16 protein-coding genes are annotated in these 16,820 nt (G+C 55.9%); 3 read left to right on the forward strand and 13 right to left on the reverse strand.

Annotated elements, in window-relative coordinates:
• Positions 1-148: 148 nt before the first annotated feature.
• The 6 genes from H4N61_RS18395 to H4N61_RS15975 form a co-directional block, all read right to left on the reverse strand.
• The gene (locus H4N61_RS18395) at positions 149-2,650 is read right to left on the reverse strand and encodes a methyl-accepting chemotaxis protein (RefSeq protein WP_248306531.1); all 2,502 of its coding nucleotides are present in this window, start codon (positions 2,648-2,650) and stop codon (positions 149-151) included.
• A gap of 245 nt (positions 2,651-2,895) precedes the next feature.
• Complete coding sequence (locus tag H4N61_RS15955) at positions 2,896-3,285, reverse strand: response regulator (RefSeq protein ID WP_169195573.1); 390 nt, start codon at positions 3,283-3,285, stop codon at positions 2,896-2,898.
• A gap of 95 nt (positions 3,286-3,380) precedes the next feature.
• Positions 3,381-4,433: a chemotaxis response regulator protein-glutamate methylesterase gene (locus H4N61_RS15960; protein ID WP_169195574.1), complete on the reverse strand. Its 1,053-nt coding sequence runs from the start codon at positions 4,431-4,433 to the stop codon at positions 3,381-3,383.
• Positions 4,434-5,273: a protein-glutamate O-methyltransferase CheR gene (locus H4N61_RS15965; protein WP_169195575.1), complete on the reverse strand. Its 840-nt coding sequence runs from the start codon at positions 5,271-5,273 to the stop codon at positions 4,434-4,436. It abuts the gene before it with no gap.
• Positions 5,274-5,296: 23 nt separating this feature from the next.
• Positions 5,297-6,700, reverse strand: a complete 1,404-nt coding sequence (locus tag H4N61_RS18400; protein ID WP_248306532.1) for a methyl-accepting chemotaxis protein — start codon at positions 6,698-6,700, stop codon at positions 5,297-5,299.
• Positions 6,701-6,899: 199 nt separating this feature from the next.
• A complete protein-coding gene (locus tag H4N61_RS15975) occupies positions 6,900-7,397 on the reverse strand; it encodes a chemotaxis protein CheD (RefSeq protein ID WP_210271236.1) in 498 nt (165 codons plus the stop codon).
• Between the two features lie 254 nt (positions 7,398-7,651).
• Here H4N61_RS15975 and H4N61_RS15980 point away from each other — a divergent pair, with 254 nt between their 5' ends.
• A complete protein-coding gene (locus H4N61_RS15980) occupies positions 7,652-8,005 on the forward strand; it encodes a hypothetical protein (protein WP_169195578.1) in 354 nt (117 codons plus the stop codon).
• A 108-nt stretch (positions 8,006-8,113) separates the two neighbouring features.
• On the opposite strand, the gene H4N61_RS15985 is transcribed toward H4N61_RS15980, so the two are convergent.
• From H4N61_RS15985 to H4N61_RS16000, 4 genes are all read right to left on the reverse strand, one after another.
• On the reverse strand, positions 8,114-8,602 hold the full coding sequence (locus tag H4N61_RS15985; RefSeq protein WP_169195580.1) for a chemotaxis protein CheW: 489 nt from the start codon (positions 8,600-8,602) through the stop codon (positions 8,114-8,116).
• A gap of 86 nt (positions 8,603-8,688) precedes the next feature.
• Positions 8,689-10,977, reverse strand: a complete 2,289-nt coding sequence (locus H4N61_RS15990; RefSeq protein WP_182394458.1) for a chemotaxis protein CheA — start codon at positions 10,975-10,977, stop codon at positions 8,689-8,691.
• A gap of 85 nt (positions 10,978-11,062) precedes the next feature.
• The gene (locus H4N61_RS15995; RefSeq protein ID WP_169195583.1) at positions 11,063-11,428 is read right to left on the reverse strand and encodes a response regulator; all 366 of its coding nucleotides are present in this window, start codon (positions 11,426-11,428) and stop codon (positions 11,063-11,065) included.
• Complete coding sequence (locus tag H4N61_RS16000) at positions 11,425-11,715, reverse strand: STAS domain-containing protein (RefSeq protein WP_182394459.1); 291 nt, start codon at positions 11,713-11,715, stop codon at positions 11,425-11,427. The genes H4N61_RS15995 and H4N61_RS16000 overlap by 4 nt, the downstream gene beginning before the upstream one ends.
• 216 nt (positions 11,716-11,931) lie before the next feature.
• Between H4N61_RS16000 and H4N61_RS16005 the strand changes: the two genes are divergently transcribed.
• Positions 11,932-13,248 carry an NAD(P)H-dependent oxidoreductase gene (locus H4N61_RS16005; protein ID WP_182394460.1) on the forward strand — a complete coding sequence of 439 codons (1,317 nt, stop codon included), beginning with the start codon at positions 11,932-11,934 and terminating at the stop codon, positions 13,246-13,248.
• A gap of 41 nt (positions 13,249-13,289) precedes the next feature.
• On the opposite strand, the gene H4N61_RS16010 is transcribed toward H4N61_RS16005, so the two are convergent.
• On the reverse strand, positions 13,290-13,817 hold the full coding sequence (locus H4N61_RS16010; protein ID WP_182394461.1) for an HPP family protein: 528 nt from the start codon (positions 13,815-13,817) through the stop codon (positions 13,290-13,292).
• 131 nt (positions 13,818-13,948) lie between these two features.
• Here H4N61_RS16010 and H4N61_RS16015 point away from each other — a divergent pair, with 131 nt between their 5' ends.
• Positions 13,949-14,755, forward strand: a complete 807-nt coding sequence (locus H4N61_RS16015; protein WP_248306533.1) for a siderophore-interacting protein — start codon at positions 13,949-13,951, stop codon at positions 14,753-14,755.
• Positions 14,756-14,770: 15 nt separating this feature from the next.
• Here the strand turns inward: H4N61_RS16015 and H4N61_RS16020 are convergent, their stop codons facing one another.
• Positions 14,771-15,655 (reverse strand): sugar kinase, encoded by an 885-nt coding sequence (locus tag H4N61_RS16020; RefSeq protein ID WP_182394462.1) that lies wholly within the window; start codon positions 15,653-15,655, stop codon positions 14,771-14,773.
• Positions 15,652-16,599, reverse strand: a complete 948-nt coding sequence (locus H4N61_RS16025; protein WP_182394463.1) for a pseudouridine-5'-phosphate glycosidase — start codon at positions 16,597-16,599, stop codon at positions 15,652-15,654. The genes H4N61_RS16020 and H4N61_RS16025 overlap by 4 nt, the downstream gene beginning before the upstream one ends.
• Positions 16,600-16,820: the final 221 nt, after the last annotated feature.

A 16,820-nucleotide genomic window follows, 5' to 3' on the forward strand; every position in this document is an offset into this window, starting at 1 on the left:
CACGGCCAAGCGCGGACATATCGCTCATTGGCCCATTGCGGCAAACCTTAAGTCAAACACCTTACTGAATAGTTCTAAACTACTCTCATCGGCTATTTTTATCAGATTTGCCTATTTTTGTTATTGCGATCCGGCCCCCGCATCGCAATCAAAACTCCCGCCACTCCTCTTCGAAAGCAGCATTGCTAGGCCGCAGATAGCTCCGAGCCTTGCGAGACAGATTGGCTTGCAATCCGCGCACGCCCGCCGTTGTCGCGAGGCTTGCAGTGGGCTCCTGGCGCTGACGATTGCTGATCGCAAATATATCAACAATACGATCCAGTTCGCTGGCTTGGTTTTCCGTTCTCTCGATCGAAGCATTCATTTGCTCAACCAGTGCAGCGTTACTCTGGGTCATCTCGTCCATCGTGCGGACCGCAGAATTGACCTCCTCAATGGACGAGGCCTGTTCACGGCTTTGCACCGCAATGCCATTCATCAACGCGCTGGATGATCGAGCGGCGGTAAGAATATTCTGAAGATGATGTGCCGCGTCAGCCACCAGGCGCGAGCCACCCTTCACCTCTTGCGCACTCTGTTCGACCAATTGTTTGACGTCGGAAGACGCCTGAGCCGCAGACTGAGCCAAACGGCGAACCTCGACGGCAACGACGGCAAAACCCTTACCAGCCTCGCCCGCGCGGGCCGCCTCGACCGAGGCATTGAGTGCAAGCAGATTGGTTTGGAACGCAATATCGTCGATCAACCCGATGATATTTGAAATCTTGGACGAAGACTGAGTAATGCGCTCCATGGCCTCCGTCGCCTTGCCCATTACCTGACCGCCTTGTTCAGCGGTTTGAGTAACTGAGCTCGCTACATCACTCGCTTCGCTCGCGCGATTGGCATTCATCAACACCGTGGACGCCAACTGATCCATTGTAGCCGACGTTTCTTCGATAGTTGCTGCCTGGCGCGTGGTGCGCTCGGAAAGGTCATTCGCGCCAGAGAGTATCTCGCCTGTTGCCGTTTTCAGCGTGCCAGATGTCGAACGCAACTGCCCAACGATGTCAGTCAGTTTATCAGCGACTGCGTTGGTGTCATTCTGCAGGCGCGCGAACGCTCCTTCGTAGTCGCCCTCCATCCGAAGGGTCAGATCGGTCTGCGCCAGTGCCGAAAGCACTTTCCCAGTTTCAGCTATGCCGCGATCGACGGTTTCGACCAGTTCGTTGACAGCATGTGCGAGTGCATTGAGCTCGTCATCAGGAAATTCTGCCCCGACACGCTGCCCAAAGTCACCTGAAGTTGCTGCCGACACCACTCGTCCAAACGCCCGTTGCAGCTGCTGCATCATTTGTGCACGTTCTGCCTGGCTTGAAATAATACGTGCGGCCTCTGCCTCGGTCATTTCGCTGACACGCATAGCATTGGCTCGGAAAACTTCGACGGAACGCGCCATTGCGCCAATTTCATCGCCGCGATCCGCTCCTTCGACCTCAGAATCGAGACGTCCGCCCGCGAGTTCGTCCATCGTCCTCGTGAGTTTACTGATGGGTTGGCTGATGCTGCGGGCGAACACCAAGCCGAGCACCGCCGCAATGCCCAACAAGGCACCACCGATTAAAAGCGTCGAGTTGCGCATCTCGTCGACCGCTGCGTAGGCTTCCTTCTCGGGCTGCACAGCTACAACAGCCCAATCCACGCCGTTGACGGATATGGCTTGCGCCCGCACGACCATGGCCGCATTGCGGTAACTATTGGAAATGCCTTCGGCGCTACTGCCCGCAAAGGCAGCTGCGATCAGAGGGGTGTCGAGCGCAGTGTTGAGCACATCAAGCTCTTCTGTGTGGACACTTTCGCTGCGCAAAAGTCCGTCCTTGCCAACAACCACAACCTCCCCGCTTTCCCCCAATCCGGAAAGGGCACCAACGCGTGCGCTCATCGCATCGGGAGCGATCGACAAGACCATGACACCGACGTTCTGGTCACGCTCAAACACAGGCATCGCCATAAAACTCTGCGGCGTACCGGTCGGCGAATAGAGCGAAAAATCGACAAAGCTGGCTTGACCATCCTTAAGCTCTCGTGCGCTGGCAAAGGCCTTCCCTAGGCCAGACTCCTGAGAAGCGCGATCTGTCAGCACATTGTTGGCAAAATCGTCGTTCTTGGCGACCGAGTAAACCACATCGCCGGACGCGCTGATCAACAAAACGTCTGAGTAGCCGCGCTCTTGCTGCAGTGTTCGGAAGCCGGGATGATACCGCTTGTGGGGCGCGTCGTAAGTTGCCCCTTTGGGGGTACTGTCGGTCGCCGCGCGATTTTCGGGCGTCGGATTTTCGGTAATATAGGCGACCTTGAGTTGGGCAGCGGCTTTCTCTGCCAAGCCCATCCGCAGCTCATCGAGCGCCCGAGTTAGGTTTTTGGTGGCTGTGACCGTATCGGACCGCTGCACGAACAGGCGCAAATCCACTTCAGCTGCAGTGAAATAGTCGCTGACTTGCGTCGCGGCCGTGCTGAGAGAGGCCTGCATGGACAGGTCCCGCTGCGACTGCACGGTGTTCAAACCAATAAAATAGCTCGCAAAACCAACGCCAGCGCTAACTACCAATGCTGAACCAACGACAGCAAGCGGCAGCTTCTGCGCAACTTTAAGTTGCGGAAACAATCCCATAACGCCCCCCATACCTGCCCGAGCCCAATCGATAAGCGCAAACCTCCAGCGCTTATCTCAGACCCCGCAGTATATTTTGCTCATCATCCCCATGAGCATGGTAACGATATAAGTCTCACCTTAAGCACTTCTTACAATCGCGACGAAAGTGTGAATTTTTGTCGCAGCAAGCTCATGACAGTCAAAGAAAAACACCCGACCTTGGTAAGGCCGGGTGTGTACAAATCTTTGATTTAAAACCGCGTTTACGTCAGCGCGCCAATTACGGCTTCGATGCGCTTTTTCATCGTCGAAGCATCGAATGGCTTGATGATGTAATTGTTTACACCAAACGAAATGGCTTCCTTGACCTGTTCTTTGTCAGAACGGCCGGTTGCCATAATGAACGGCATAGCCGCTGTACGCGGATGCTTGCGAATGACCTTCAACAAGGTCAACCCGTCGATATCTTCCATGTTCCAGTCGGAAATGATCAGATCGACATTGGCCTTTTCGAGCTTGGTCAGAGCGTCGCGACCTGACTTGGCTTCAATAATGTCTTTGAAGCCAAGCTGAGTAAGAATGTACTTACAGATGCCGCGCATGGACTGCTGGTCATCGACGATCAGAACACTGACAGCGCTTGCCTTGGGCATGGACTTTAAACCTTCTACACGCCTTGGGGTGGAGCCCCAGAGTTTCCTTGGACCTTAGAGAACAAGGGTTACAATTATCTCAATCTTGACCGAAGCTACGCTGCTGATTTGAGCTTTGCCAGAGCGTTGGCGAGCTTTGTCGCGATCAGGTTAATACTAGCCTGCTCAACCACAGCGCCCTCTTCAAAGGCAACACGTGGCATGCCGTAGACCAGCGACGACGCCTGGTTTTGCCCAACAGTATAGGCACCCGCGTCACGCATCATTTTCAGGCCGCGAGCCCCATCGCGTCCCATGCCGGTCAGAATTGCCCCAACCGCCATATGACCGACGCTCTTCGCTACAGATTCAAACAGCACGTCCACACTTGGACGGTGTCCACTCGTCTGTGCTTCCTGCCCAAGGCGGCATTTCAGCTGCCCAGATGTCCGCTCGACACGCAGGTGATAGTCCCCTTTGGCAACGTAAGCGTGGCCCGGCTCAAGAACCATTCGGTCTTCAGCCTCCAGAACTTTTAACGCACAAAGCTCATCCAGTCGGGCGGCGAAACGTCCGGTAAAACCGGGCGGCATGTGTTGGGCAATGACAACCGGTGGACAATCAATTGGCAGATCAGACAAAACCGTCCGGATCGCCTCAACCCCACCCGTCGACGCGCCGATAGCGATCAACGCCCCCTTAGGGGCCGCAGCGGTGCGTAGGGCTTCTTTGCGCACCGGTTCTCCACGCGCAGCAGTTCGCCCACGAACGTCGGACTTGGCAGCTGCGCGGATTTTTTCGCGCAGACCGGCGCCGAAGGCCTCGAGCCCACCCGAGAACTCAGCGCTCGGCTTGGCGACGAAATCCACCGCGCCGAGTTCAAGCGCGAGAAGCGTTTCACTCGCCCCTTTTTTGGTCAAGGTTGAGACCATGACCACAGGCGTGGGGCGCAAGCGCATGAGTTTTTCGAGAAATGCCAACCCGTTCATGTTTGGCATTTCAATATCAAGCGTGACCACGTCGGGATTGAGTTGCTTGATCTTATCGCGCGCTTCCAGAGGATCCACTGCTGTGCCAACGACTTCGATATCACCCTCGCGGGTTAGCATCCGGCCGAGCACTTCGCGGATGAGCGCCGAGTCGTCGACGACCAAAACCTTGATGCTCATTTATGCAGCTCTTCTATTCAGTTTCTCGCGGGACTGGTAAATCGTCTTACCAACCAGCCGGAAAGCCTCACCACTCGTTCCCAGATTTTCTGAGTGCCCGATGTAGAGAAATCCCTCTGGCGCCAGCATTTTACCTAAGCGCGAGAACACCTCGCCTTGCGTCGGCTTGTCAAAGTAAATCGCGACGTTTCGGCAAAAAATCGCATCAAACGGGCCCTTCATCGGCCACTGGCCAATGAGGTTCAACTGCTTGAAGGAAATGAGTTCGCGGACCGCTTGCGGAACGCGGATCATGCCGTTGGATTTTTCGAAATGACGTGAGCGTTCGGCGCTCAACCCGGCCAATTCACTCTCTGGGTAGACACCCATCGACGCCTTCTGAATCACGGACGTGTCGATGTCTGTTGCCAGAATTTTAAAATCCCAACGCTTCAACTCAGGAAACGCCACCAAGAGGTCGAGGCCGATCGTGTAAGGCTCTTGACCTGTTGAGCAACCCGCCGACCATATGCGCAGACGCTGGCCGCGTGGACGCTCATTGATCAGATTGCCCACAAATTGGCGCAGATGATCAAAGTGATGGTCTTCGCGATAAAAGCGCGTCAAATTGGTCGTCAACGCATTGACGAACTCCTGACTATCCTCGGCCGAGCCCCCTTTTTCAAGGAAATCGACATAGGCGTCAAAACTGGGCAAACCATGAGCACGCAGGATCTTGGACAGGCGGGAAATAACCAGCGTCCGCTTCGCATCACTTAGAGAAATGCCAGCGACGGTGTAGACCCGCGCCTTGATCCGCGCGAACTCGCGTTCGCTCAGGGAATATTCTCCCTGCTCCATTTTTACCCTCTCCAGCCGGACTTCTATCCGGCGGCCCGCATCGGGGTGATCCCAAGGCGGCCATTAGCGGTCGTCCGGGCCAATTCTGCCCGGGTGGGCATGTCTGTGACGCTACCCTCTGTGTGCATAGTCGCCGACTCATTGCTTAGATTGCGTAAATTATCTTGCAGTGCCTTGGTGATATTTTGCAGCGCATCAGCCTCCTCAAGGCCCGCACGTGCCTGCGTCCGGCCCTGATCCGCGACAACACGTATGTCTTTGGCTGAACGATTGGTAAGCTTACTAAGCTGACGGACCTCGTCTGCCACAACGGCAAAACCCGCGCCTTTTTCACCGGCTCGCGCCGCTTCTACGGCCGCGTTGAGTGCGAGAAGATTGGTACGGAAAGAAACATCCTCAATCCCTGCCGTCATGCGATCAATCTCGGCAGTTAGACGGTCCAGCTCGGCGACAAATTCATGTGTCCGCTGTGCAGATTTGTCGGCTTGGCTGGCAAGGGAGCGCGCATCTCCTGCCTTGCGCGCGGCGTCTTGAACCCGCGCTTCCATTGCCTTGAGCTTTGTTACCCCCTCAGCCAAAGCTTGGCGTCCCAGATCAGCTTTCGCCTCAAACTCTCGCGCGCGCTCTTCAAACTGGCCAAGCAGTTGCTTGACTGTCGACAGCTTGGTCTCGAGCGCTTCGCGCGTGTTGATCTGATCATCATGGAAGTCGTCAAAGGCGGAAAGTAGATCTAGAACCTGTTGGCTCTGCTCGGCAAAAGGCAGATTTGGATTGCGGAGCTTTTCGCTCTTACCAGCTATGGTGCTTTGGAGCTGAGCTAAGCCTTCGCCCATCATGCCCAACGCCTCATTAATTGCCGACAGCCCGGGAGCGTGTTTGATAGACGAGACATCAAACCGGAAGCCGGTCTGCCCACTCGCCAAAGCGCCAGCTAACGCGTCCAAATCATCATGCTGGACCAACTGCCCGGTCGGTTTTATTTCGAGGGCGTAGCCACCACCTGGCAAGGAATAACGATTGGTATTCATACGAATACCACCGAGCATGAGGAAATCCCGTGTCGATGCGCCGGGCCCCAATACGGTCTCGATACTGTCTCCAACCTTAGCCGCGGGCACCAGCTCCCGTAGTCCGCGACTAAGGGCGGTCACCTTGCCGAAACTATCAACGATCGAAATCGCACTGTCCAAATGCACGAGTGCTTGCTGATAGCTGTGCGCAACCTCAACGCGCTGCGCTAGTCGCGCGCTCATCGCGGCGATTGTGTCGAGCTCATCAGCACGTTCGCTCAGACCAACGGTTTGTCCCAGTCTTGCGAGATCTCGTCGGCTGGTTTGCGCTAATCTATTGGCCAGAAACACGGACCCGGCGACACAAAAAGCGGCAGTTCCACCAACCGTGCTCAGCCAGAGAGAACCGGGTCCCATTGCAACATAAAGACCTGCGCTAAGCGCTCCACCGACCAACCACATTGCAGATGTAGAGACGGCCAGTCGCTGGAAGCAACCGGGTGATAATGAAGCGGGGGGCTGCACACTCTTGACCGTCATAGCGTTAACCATACGTCAAAAATGGTTAACCAATCCTATAGCCCCATGGTGGGCCGTAATTTCTGGGTAACAGCGGTTAAAAAAGTTCGATATCCACCGCTGGCGCAGGAACAACCACCCGACGACGTGCAATCGCCAATTCTTCTCTTGCAACGTTCGCACCGACATCGGCGTCAAGACGCTTTACAAAAGCTCTCCCAGAATGGGGCTTGAACAACACGCGGCGGGCATAGGACCCGCCCAGATCTTCACTCGTCGTTATATAACCTTCGTCATGGAGAAACGAACGGATGAACTCGATGTTCTTGGCGCCAACATCGTCCAATGTCGTCGCAATTTTGCCACCGCCGAAGACCTTGATCTCGAGGTTTGGCTTATACCCCGTGCCAGCAGACAAAACCTTGTTGATAAGCTGCTCCATGGCGAAGGCGCCATAGCGGGCAGAAGCACCAAACCGGTCTCGCGAAGACCCTGACTGCTCGGCGAGCAAAAAGTGGTTCATACCGCCAATATTAGCTACGCGATCCCGAACACAGGCGGAAATGCACGATCCCAACACGGTCGAAAAGGTCACATTCGGATCAGATGAGACATGGCAATCTCCCTGATGCACGGAGGTTACCACGCCACGATCAAATTCTGGCGGCAAGGAACTGGGGAGGACCATGAAAGTGGTATTACTCTTGAGGCTATTCCGTCATGATGATAGCGGACTAATGTTAGCCAAACGCTAACCACCCCTTACGAGCCTCCCCAAGTGTGCATCGGTGAAACGTGAGATTCAGAATTTCACGTTAGGGTGTGCTATCGGTGCCAGGAAGACTTTCAATGTCGCTGCAAAAACTCGCTAGAGAACTCGACGAGACCGGACGCCAGACGTCCGAAATGCTCGAAGGTATTTCGCAGGCGTTGACCCTACTCGCACAAAAGCCGCTTGGAGATGACCCTAAGGTGAAACAAGCCGTTCACCTGATCATCACCGCGCTGCAAGGACAGGACCGGATCGAGCAGCGGTGCCGCAATATCGCTCTTGCCGCTCGCCAGTTTGCTTTGCTGCCGCCCACTGCACCAGAAAGTGTCTATGTGGAGATATGGGAAAGCCTCACCCTGGATGAACTGCGCGTTCCAGAGCTTTCCGGAGTCGCTAGAAACCATTCGAGCGGCGACGCCGATTTGTTTTAAGGCTTTTCGGACGGCGCCCAACGGCGCCTTTCGCTCGCCTGACATCGACAACAAAAAAGGCGCCGGTCAGGGCGCCTAATTTTCCACAAAACTATATGTCGACGCTATTTATGCGTCTAGACGCGCACCGCTAACCACGGCGTGTAGATCGATGAGCCCAACCATACGGCTATCGTGGGTCACAATCCCATTGAGCAGCTCGGTATCGATCGCATTGCCTTCTGGCACATTGTGAATGTCGGCACGGTTGACGGTGAGAATATCACTCACAGCGTCAACGAGAATTCCGACCCACTTATCGCCAACACTCATCACCACCACGACATGGTTTTTGGTCGGCGAAGTTTGACCATCGCCAAAGCGTGCGCGCAGGTCAAAAATTGGAACAATGGTGCCACGCAGGTTGATCACGCCACGTACGAATTCACGGGTGTTTGGCAGCGGGGTTGCACCGTTCCAGGCGCGAATTTCGCGCACCGTGGTAATCTCCACACCATAGGTCTGATCGCCAATAGAAAATGCGATCAGCTGAAGGGTGTTTTGACCGGCAACAGCGGTGTTGTCGCCCATATCATCTCGAAGGCTCAATGATTCCATTGTTCTGGCCCTTTGCTGCCCTTCTGGGCACCTAACTGAGGTTGAATTCTACACCCGAAGGTGACGACAATTTCTTAACGTGCTGACTACGCGGCATTCTGATGAAGTTGCGTCGTGCGCAGACCTTGCACATCAACAATCAAAGCGACATTGCCGTCACCCAGAATAGTGCCACCAGCGATGCCTTCGACGCGCTCGAAGTTCTCTTCAAGCGATTTGATAACAACTTGCTGCTGACCGATAATGTCGTCCACAACCAGCGCCAGCTTTTGACTGCCTTCGGTCTCGCACAAGACAACAAACTGATCGTCCGGCTTTACTTCAGACGGAAGTCCAAAACGCTGGCAAAGATCGGCCACCTGCACATATTCGCCACGCACCTGCAGCACGCGACCACCAGAAGGAACGCGGTCAAAACTTGCACGCGAGCACTGGATTGTTTCAACAATCGAAGAGAGTGGGACCACGTAAGGGCTACCGCCCAGTCGAACCAACATCACATCGAGTACCGCCAGTGTCAGCGGCAGACGCAAGGTCATACGCGTGCCCTTGCCAGTGCGGCTGCGGACGTGGACCGAACCACCAATCTTTTTGATGTTGGAGAGCACCACGTCCATGCCCACACCGCGACCAGAAATGTCGCTCACCGCATCCGCTGTCGAGAACCCAGGGGCAAAGATCAATTGATCAATCTGCTCATCAGTCGGCGTGAAGTCTGGCGCAACAATGCCCTTGTCGCGAGCCAGCTGCAACACGCGGTCACGGTTGATGCCAGCACCATCATCTTCGACGATAATCAGAATATTGCCGCCTGCCTGTTCGGCCGAGAGACGAACGGTACCAAATTCGTTCTTACCAACGGCAAGACGCTTTTCTGGCGACTCGATACCATGGTCCGCAGAATTTCGGATCATGTGGGTCAGCGGGTCCGAAAGCTGCTCAATAACCGTCTTATCGATTTCGGTGTTTTCACCGATGGTTTCGAGCTTGATCTTCTTACCGGTTTTGATCGCCAGCTCGCGTACGAGCCGCGGCATACGAGAAAAGACCGATTTGACGGGTTGCGCACGGATCGCCATGACCGAGTCCTGAAGACCACGAGTGGTCTGCGCCAGAACTTCAAGACCACGGACCAGCTCGGTATAGCGGGCGCGCAGGGTCTCATCCATTTGCTGGGTCAGCATGGATTGCGTTATCACCAGCTCGCCCACCATGTTCACAACACGATCAACCTTATCAAGGTCGACGCGGATCGACTGAACACCAGAAGGTCGGTGGCTCTCTTCTTGTTCATTTGCCGCTGTCGGCGCTGCAGCCGCAGGAGGCTTCGGCGCAGTTGGAGCAACGGGCCGCGCTGCAACCACAGGCGCTGCCGGCTTAATTTCAGCAGCGAGATCAAGGAAGCTTAGGCCCGCGTCTTCAGCGGCAGCAGGAACTTCAGCCTTCGCAGCGGATGGAACAACCACAGCCTTCTTGCTGGCCATTTCTTCTTCGGTCAGCGCCAAAAGACTGGCAAAGTCTGCGTCTTCTTCTTCGTCGGCCACGATGGCTTTGACCGGAGCCGCAGGTGCAGCACCGCCACGCGAGATGATAATTTCACAATCACCGTCGACGAATTCGAACACTTCGCGAATGGAGATTTCGCTGACGTCAGGCCCGCTCAGCGTAATCGTCCACGAGCAGTAGACAGCAAAAGGATCGAAATCCGCTAATTGCGAGATCTCAGCCAGATGCGCAGTGACGCTTATCTCGCCTAGTGCAGCAAGTTCGCGGAAGAGCAACAGCGGATCATTGGCACGCGCGTAGAGGGCGCGATGCGGCGTAAAGCGGATAGACCAACTTCCGTCGACGTCCTCCATCGGTGGGGCGTCAAACGTATCGTCGCTGGCGTCGTCTGTGCCGATGGAGACCATGACTGGCACAAACTCAAGGTCGAATTCTTCGACAATCTCGCCGCTGAGATCGTCTTCATCGTCGCTGGTAGAGGTGTCACCGCGCGCCAAAGCGTCAAAGCGGGACTTTTCTTCTGACCCGTAATCGAGAGGAAGTTCTTCCCCCAATTGCGCCGCCTTCACATAATCCGCGACGATATCATTGGCACGGATACAGAGGGCTGCAACTTCGTCGGTGAGCTCTACTCTGCCATCACGAACGTAATCGAGCAGGGTTTCATAGGCGTGCGCGAAGCCCACCAATGCAGAGAAGCCGAAAGCTCCTGCCCCGCCCTTGATCGAGTGAATTGCCCGGAAGACAGCATTGAGGCGATCGGAACCACGCTCGCCTTCTTCAATGGCAGCAAACTGTTCTTCAAGCTCGGTTAGAAGCTCGGAACATTCGTCAAAATAGGTTGCCTTGAAATCGTCGAGATCACTCATACGCGCTCTTCGCCCCTTCTGGGCTCATCTGGCATTTGGTAGTCAAATGCCCGCTGAACGGCGTGTTCGGCGGACATATAGGGTGTTAGTGGACAACGCGGTTGATAACGGAGATCAGTTTTTCCGGGTCGAAAGGCTTAACGATCCAGCCGGTACCGCCGGCCGCCTTACCCTGATCGCGCTTATCCTGGCTCGTCTCAGTGGTAAGAATGAGAATTGGAAGGCTATTGTGCTGGCCTGTGGCGCGCACGTTCTTGATAAACTCAATGCCGTCCATGACGGGCATATTGATGTCGGTGATGACAACATCGACGCTCTCATTCTTGAGAACATCAAGTCCCTGCTGGCCGTCTTCGGCTTGCAAGACCTCAAAGCCCGCATTGCTCAACGTGTGATGCAACATGGCCAAAATCGTTCGCGAGTCGTCGACGGTGAGTACACGCAGCGTCATTGTTCTATCATCCCCGAAAACCGGGCATTCAATCCCAGTCTCTCAATCGCAACACTCATGGCTGCGCTTACATTTTGAATGGCAAACCCAGTCTGCTGGACCTGTGCAGTCTCAGCTGCGCTCACCAAGAGAAACAGTGCATTGGTGGAGACACGTTCCACCGCTGATGCATCGACAACAACAGCGCCCAGACCAATCGCGTCGATGAGGCGATCGCGTATGGTATCTAGCGCATCGAGGTCGATAATGGGTGGTAAGGCGACCGAAATGCTATTTGAAATGGCCATAGGCGAGACAAGCCCCCGAAGTCTTCACTTGCCATAATCGCCCGCACAGGTTGAGGAATTGCTAATCGTGTCAGTCAGTCAGCCCTATCCACAGCATAGAACGCCACTTATGGCCCGCCCGGCCTGCCAAATTGGTCGAAAAGGTTTCGAGCGAAAACCTTGCTCCGCTCCCATCTGCGCGCTATCGGCATAGGGAACGTAGATTGGAATAGTCATATGGCCCCCAAAATAGCGCTCACCGGCATTGCCCGTGATCTCGCGGCTCGCGCTGAGCAAGGTAAAACCATCCGGGTGGGGGTTATTGGCTCGGGTGAAATGGGCACCGACCTCGTTACCCAGATGAGCCTGATGCAGGGCGTCGAGATGGCCGCCATTGCCACGCGTCGTCCGCACACCGCGCTCGACGCCATGAAAATCGCCTATGGCGATGATAGTCGCGGCAAGGAAGCTGAAACGCCAGCTCAGGCCACAGCCGCCATTGAGCAGGGCAAGATCGCCATCACCAACGCCGAGACGCTGGTTACGACCCCCAACATCGACGTGATTATTGATGCGACGGGCAAGCCGGGCGTCGCGGCCGACTATGACCTTATGGCCATGGAGCACGGCAAGCATGTAGTGATGATGAACGTCGAAGCCGACGTCACCATTGGACCTTACTTAAAGGCTCAGGCCGATCGCCTTGGCGTTGTTTATTCGGTGGGCGCGGGCGATGAACCAAGCTCATGCATGGAGTTGATCGAGTTCGTTTCAGCACTTGGCCTCGACATTGTTGCTGCTGGTAAGGGCAAGAACAATCCTCTTAAGCACGATGCTGTCCCCGACGATTATCGCGAAGAAGCCCTGCGCCGGAACATGAACCCGCGCATGTTGGTGGAATTTGTCGACGGTTCAAAAACCGCCGTGGAAATGACCGCTATCGCCAACGCCACCGGCCTAGTACCTGACGTTCCGGGCATGCATGGCCCCGCAACGCACCGTGATGACATGGCCAAGGTTCTGATCCCCAAAGAAGACGGGGGCATCCTCAACAAGATGGGCGTGGTTGATTTCACCATCGGCAAGGGCGTCGCACCCGGCGTATTTGTGATCGTGAAAGCAGACCACCCGCGCATTATCGAGCGCATGGATGATCTGCATATCGGGCACGGGCCATACTATGCCTTCTTCCGCCCATATCATCTGACCAGCTTAGAAGTGCCGCTCACCTGTGCACGAATTATGATGTACGGCAGGCCAGACATGGTGCCTCTGCCACGACCAGTGGCTGAAGTCTGTGCCGTCGCCAAGCGCGATCTCCTGCCCGGCGAGAGCCTCGATGCGATTGGTGAGACCTGCTACCGCTCTTATGCAATGACCGTTACTGACGCGCAGGCGGCCAAGGCCATCCCTGTTGGTCTTTTGGAAGGCGGACGAGTGACCGCTCCTATCGCTAAGGGCAGCCTGATCACCACCGCCAACGCGCAACCCGACACCTCGACGCGACTATTTTCGCTGCGCCAAGAGCAGGACCGCATGCTGGGCTACCTTTAAGGCGATCACCAGAAGCTCCCTCGCGGGAGCTTCTTTCATTTTCAGTCGATGTTTTGCGATAGAGGCAAAGGATAGCGCTTCCGGTGGGGTGGCAGGCGGTGCATGACCATGCCAACCACTACCAAAACAATGCAGGACGCGAGCAACGCCCCAAACAAGTTTAAGGCTGGTACAGGGCCAGTATACACCATCAACGGAACGGCCGCCGCCGGGGGATGGGACACCCGAAAGACCAGCATGGTCAACATTGTTAGTCCCACCGCCAGCCCAACGAGCCACCAAGGCTCGGGGACAACCACCATGCTCAGCGCCGCAAAAACAGCCCCAATGAAATAGCCCGCAAAAATGTTAATCGGCTGAGCCCCAGGCGCTTGCGGCTGGCCAAATATGAGCAGTGCGGTTGGAGCCAATGGCGCGAGCAGCAAAGGCAGTCCGCTGGCGACGCCCAATCCGGCAATTAACGTGACGCTGAGCGCTGTTCCGATCGTGGATTTGAGATGGATACGCCAGTCCGCTTTCGGTTCATGGCGTGCAACCCAGCGGGCAAGGAGGGGATTTAATTGGCGCATTCGTGGACAATTTTCCATTTTTCAATCGCCAGATAAAGTTTCATCTGCACTTTGCCTATGCCCCTTGCGTGCTTGCGCCCAGACGCCGCACGGGATAATTGCTGACACGCTAACTCAGAAATAAAGTAAACATGATGGACGCCATTGACCCACGCGCTCCGCAGCGCGTTCGCCACGAGACCAGGCTTCGTCTGCTCACGGTCAAAACCGTGACTGACATCACCCCCCGCATGCGCCGCATACGTCTTGAAGGCGATATGGCAGGTTTCGCTTCACTTGGACACGCCGACCACATCAAAACCTTCCTTTTTGCCGAAGGTGTGGCACCGGAGCTTCCGCCCGTTGGCCCACGTGGTGCTGAATTTGCGCTTGGCACTCGGCCTGAAATGCGTGACTACACCCCACGCTATTGGAATGTGGAAGAAGGCTGGATCGAACTCGACTTCGTCCTCCACGGCGACGGCCCTGCCTCCACTTGGGCAAACTCTGCTGTCCCCGGCAGCAAACTGGTTATCGGCGGGCCCCGCGGCTCGATGATCGTGCCCTTCGCATTCGACTGGTACTTGCTCGTCGGCGACGAAACAGCGCTGCCCGCGATTGGCCGCCGCATTGAAGAAATGCCTGAAGGCGCCAAGGTTATTGCCATTCTCGAGGTCGACAACCCTGCAGAAGTGCAGAGCTTTGAAACCAAGGCGGACCTCGCATTGCACTATGTCTACCGCAATGGCGCGACCGCAGGTACGACGGCAGTTCTCGCGGACGCGGTAACTGCTGCTGCACTGCCAGACGGCGTAGCCTATGCCTATATCGCGGGTGAAGTGACCATGGCCCACGCGGTGCGCGACCACCTAACCTCAGAGCGCGGTTTCAACCCTGAATACATCAAAGCTGCAGGCTACTGGCGCTATGGCGTCGCTGACGCTCACGAAGACCACTAATTGTGTGGGCCAGCCTTACTGAGGCTGGCCTCCAACAAATTGCACCGCTTTGGCACCGCCAGCTATCCCAGCACCGAGGCACGAAGCAGCATCCGCACCGGCCAAAAGCGCGCAAACAAACCCGGCCGCGAAAGCATCCCCTGCCCCGGTTGTATCAACCACCGGTACGACAGGCGCCGGAAGGCTCAGCACAATCCCCTCTGTCGCACCCAACACCGCCCCGAACCGACCGCGTTTAATAACGACATTTCGGAAGGTTTTAGCGAGTATCGCGACTTGCCGCTCAAAATCAGCATGCCCTGTCAAAACCTCTGCCTCGCTGTCATTGGCAAATATCCAATCACATGAGCCGACCCAAGCCATAAACTGACTGGGGCCAATCTCGGCCAGAAATCCAACCGAGGCTGGGTCGACAGCAATTGGAATTTGGCGCGCGCGTGCTTGGTCGAGCAGAAGCCGCACGGCTTGCCTCGGCCCCGGCGAAAACAGACTATAGCCCGAGATCAAGACGAGCCCGACCTCGTCCAAAACGGTTTCGGACATATCATCTGAGCATAGGTTGAGGTTGGCCCCACGGTCGGTGAGAAAGCTACGCTCGCCGTTCTGATCCAGCAGCGTCACGAGGATGCCTGAATCAAACTCAGCATCGCCAGCCAAATGGGCATCAACACCAAAGCGCGCAAAATAGCGCTCGTGCGTGGCCAAGTCGTCCTGCCCGACCCGCGCAACAAACTTGACGGGCACGCCGGCGGCACCAAGCCACACAGCCTGATTGGCTCCGGAACCGCCGGGGCGATTACGAATTTTCGCGCGTCGATCAGAGCCCCACACTATGGGGCCCTCAGGTTTGACAATTATGTCGGTCATCACGTCGCCGACGACGAGGACCTTCAAGCTCATGGGCGATGCACGCTCGCCTTATTGGCTTCGATCGCCGCTAGTTCGACCGCAATTTCTGCTGCAACTCGGGCATTGTTTTTGACGAGGGCAATGTTTGAGGCCAACGACCGTCCCTCGGTCAGCTCAAAGATCCGCGTCAACAGAAAGGGCGTGGTCGCCTTGCCAGCAACGCCCTGCGTTTCCGCGTCAGCCAAAGCCTGCGTGATGAAGGCTTCAATTGCCTCTGGCTCCCATGCGTCCGCTTCGGGGATAGGATTGGCAATCAGCACCCCACCCATTTCCAGATCAGATTGAATGGACAGCATTTTCGCAACTGCTGCGGCAGTATCAAATCGATGGTCGACCTTGAACCCACTGGTCCGGGCCCAAAATGCCGGAAAATCATCGGTTCCAAAGCCAAGCACGGGCACACCATTGGTTTCCAAAACCTCGAGTGTCTTGGCGATATCCAGAATGGATTTCGCGCCTGCACAGATGACCGTCACAGGGGTGTTGCCGAGCTCTTCTAGGTCTGCCGAAATATCAAAACTGTCCTCGGCACCGCGATGCACCCCACCGATGCCGCCAGTCGCGAAAATGGCAATTCCGGCAAGCGCTGCAATCTGCATGGTGGTGGCAACAGTTGTGCCCGCCATCTCCCCACTCGCCAATAGTGCGGCAACGTCACGACGGCTGGCTTTGGCTGCCCTGTGACCTTCTACCGCTAAGCGTTCCAAGTCATCGCCAGAAACACCAACGCATAGTCGGCCGTCCATAATGGCGATCGTCGCTGGGACGGCGCCTGCTTTACGCACGACATCTTCGACATCCCGCGCCATGGCCAGGTTCTGCGGATAGGGCATGCCATGGGTGATGATTGTCGATTCGAGAGCAACAACTGGCAGACCCTTCGCCAGCGCCGATTTCACCTCGCCCGAGACCGATAGATAGGCTTTCCCGTCCATGGATATTCCCTATTCCCAACCCTGTGGGTGCCGCAAAAGGCCAGCACTGCCATACTAGCTTTTGCGCTTGGGCAACAAATGGGTCAAGAGGTGCAAAAACTTCGCTTACACCGCCTTGCCGGCGGGCCCAATTCTGCTAATTTCGCGATGATCCTGAGGGAAAGGTTACTTCGCTGAACACGTCTATTGTTGATGGCGCGCACTTTGCGCCTCGATATACG

The organism is Devosia sp. MC521 (genome assembly GCF_014127105.1).
Classification (GTDB): Bacteria; Pseudomonadota; Alphaproteobacteria; order Rhizobiales; family Devosiaceae; genus Devosia.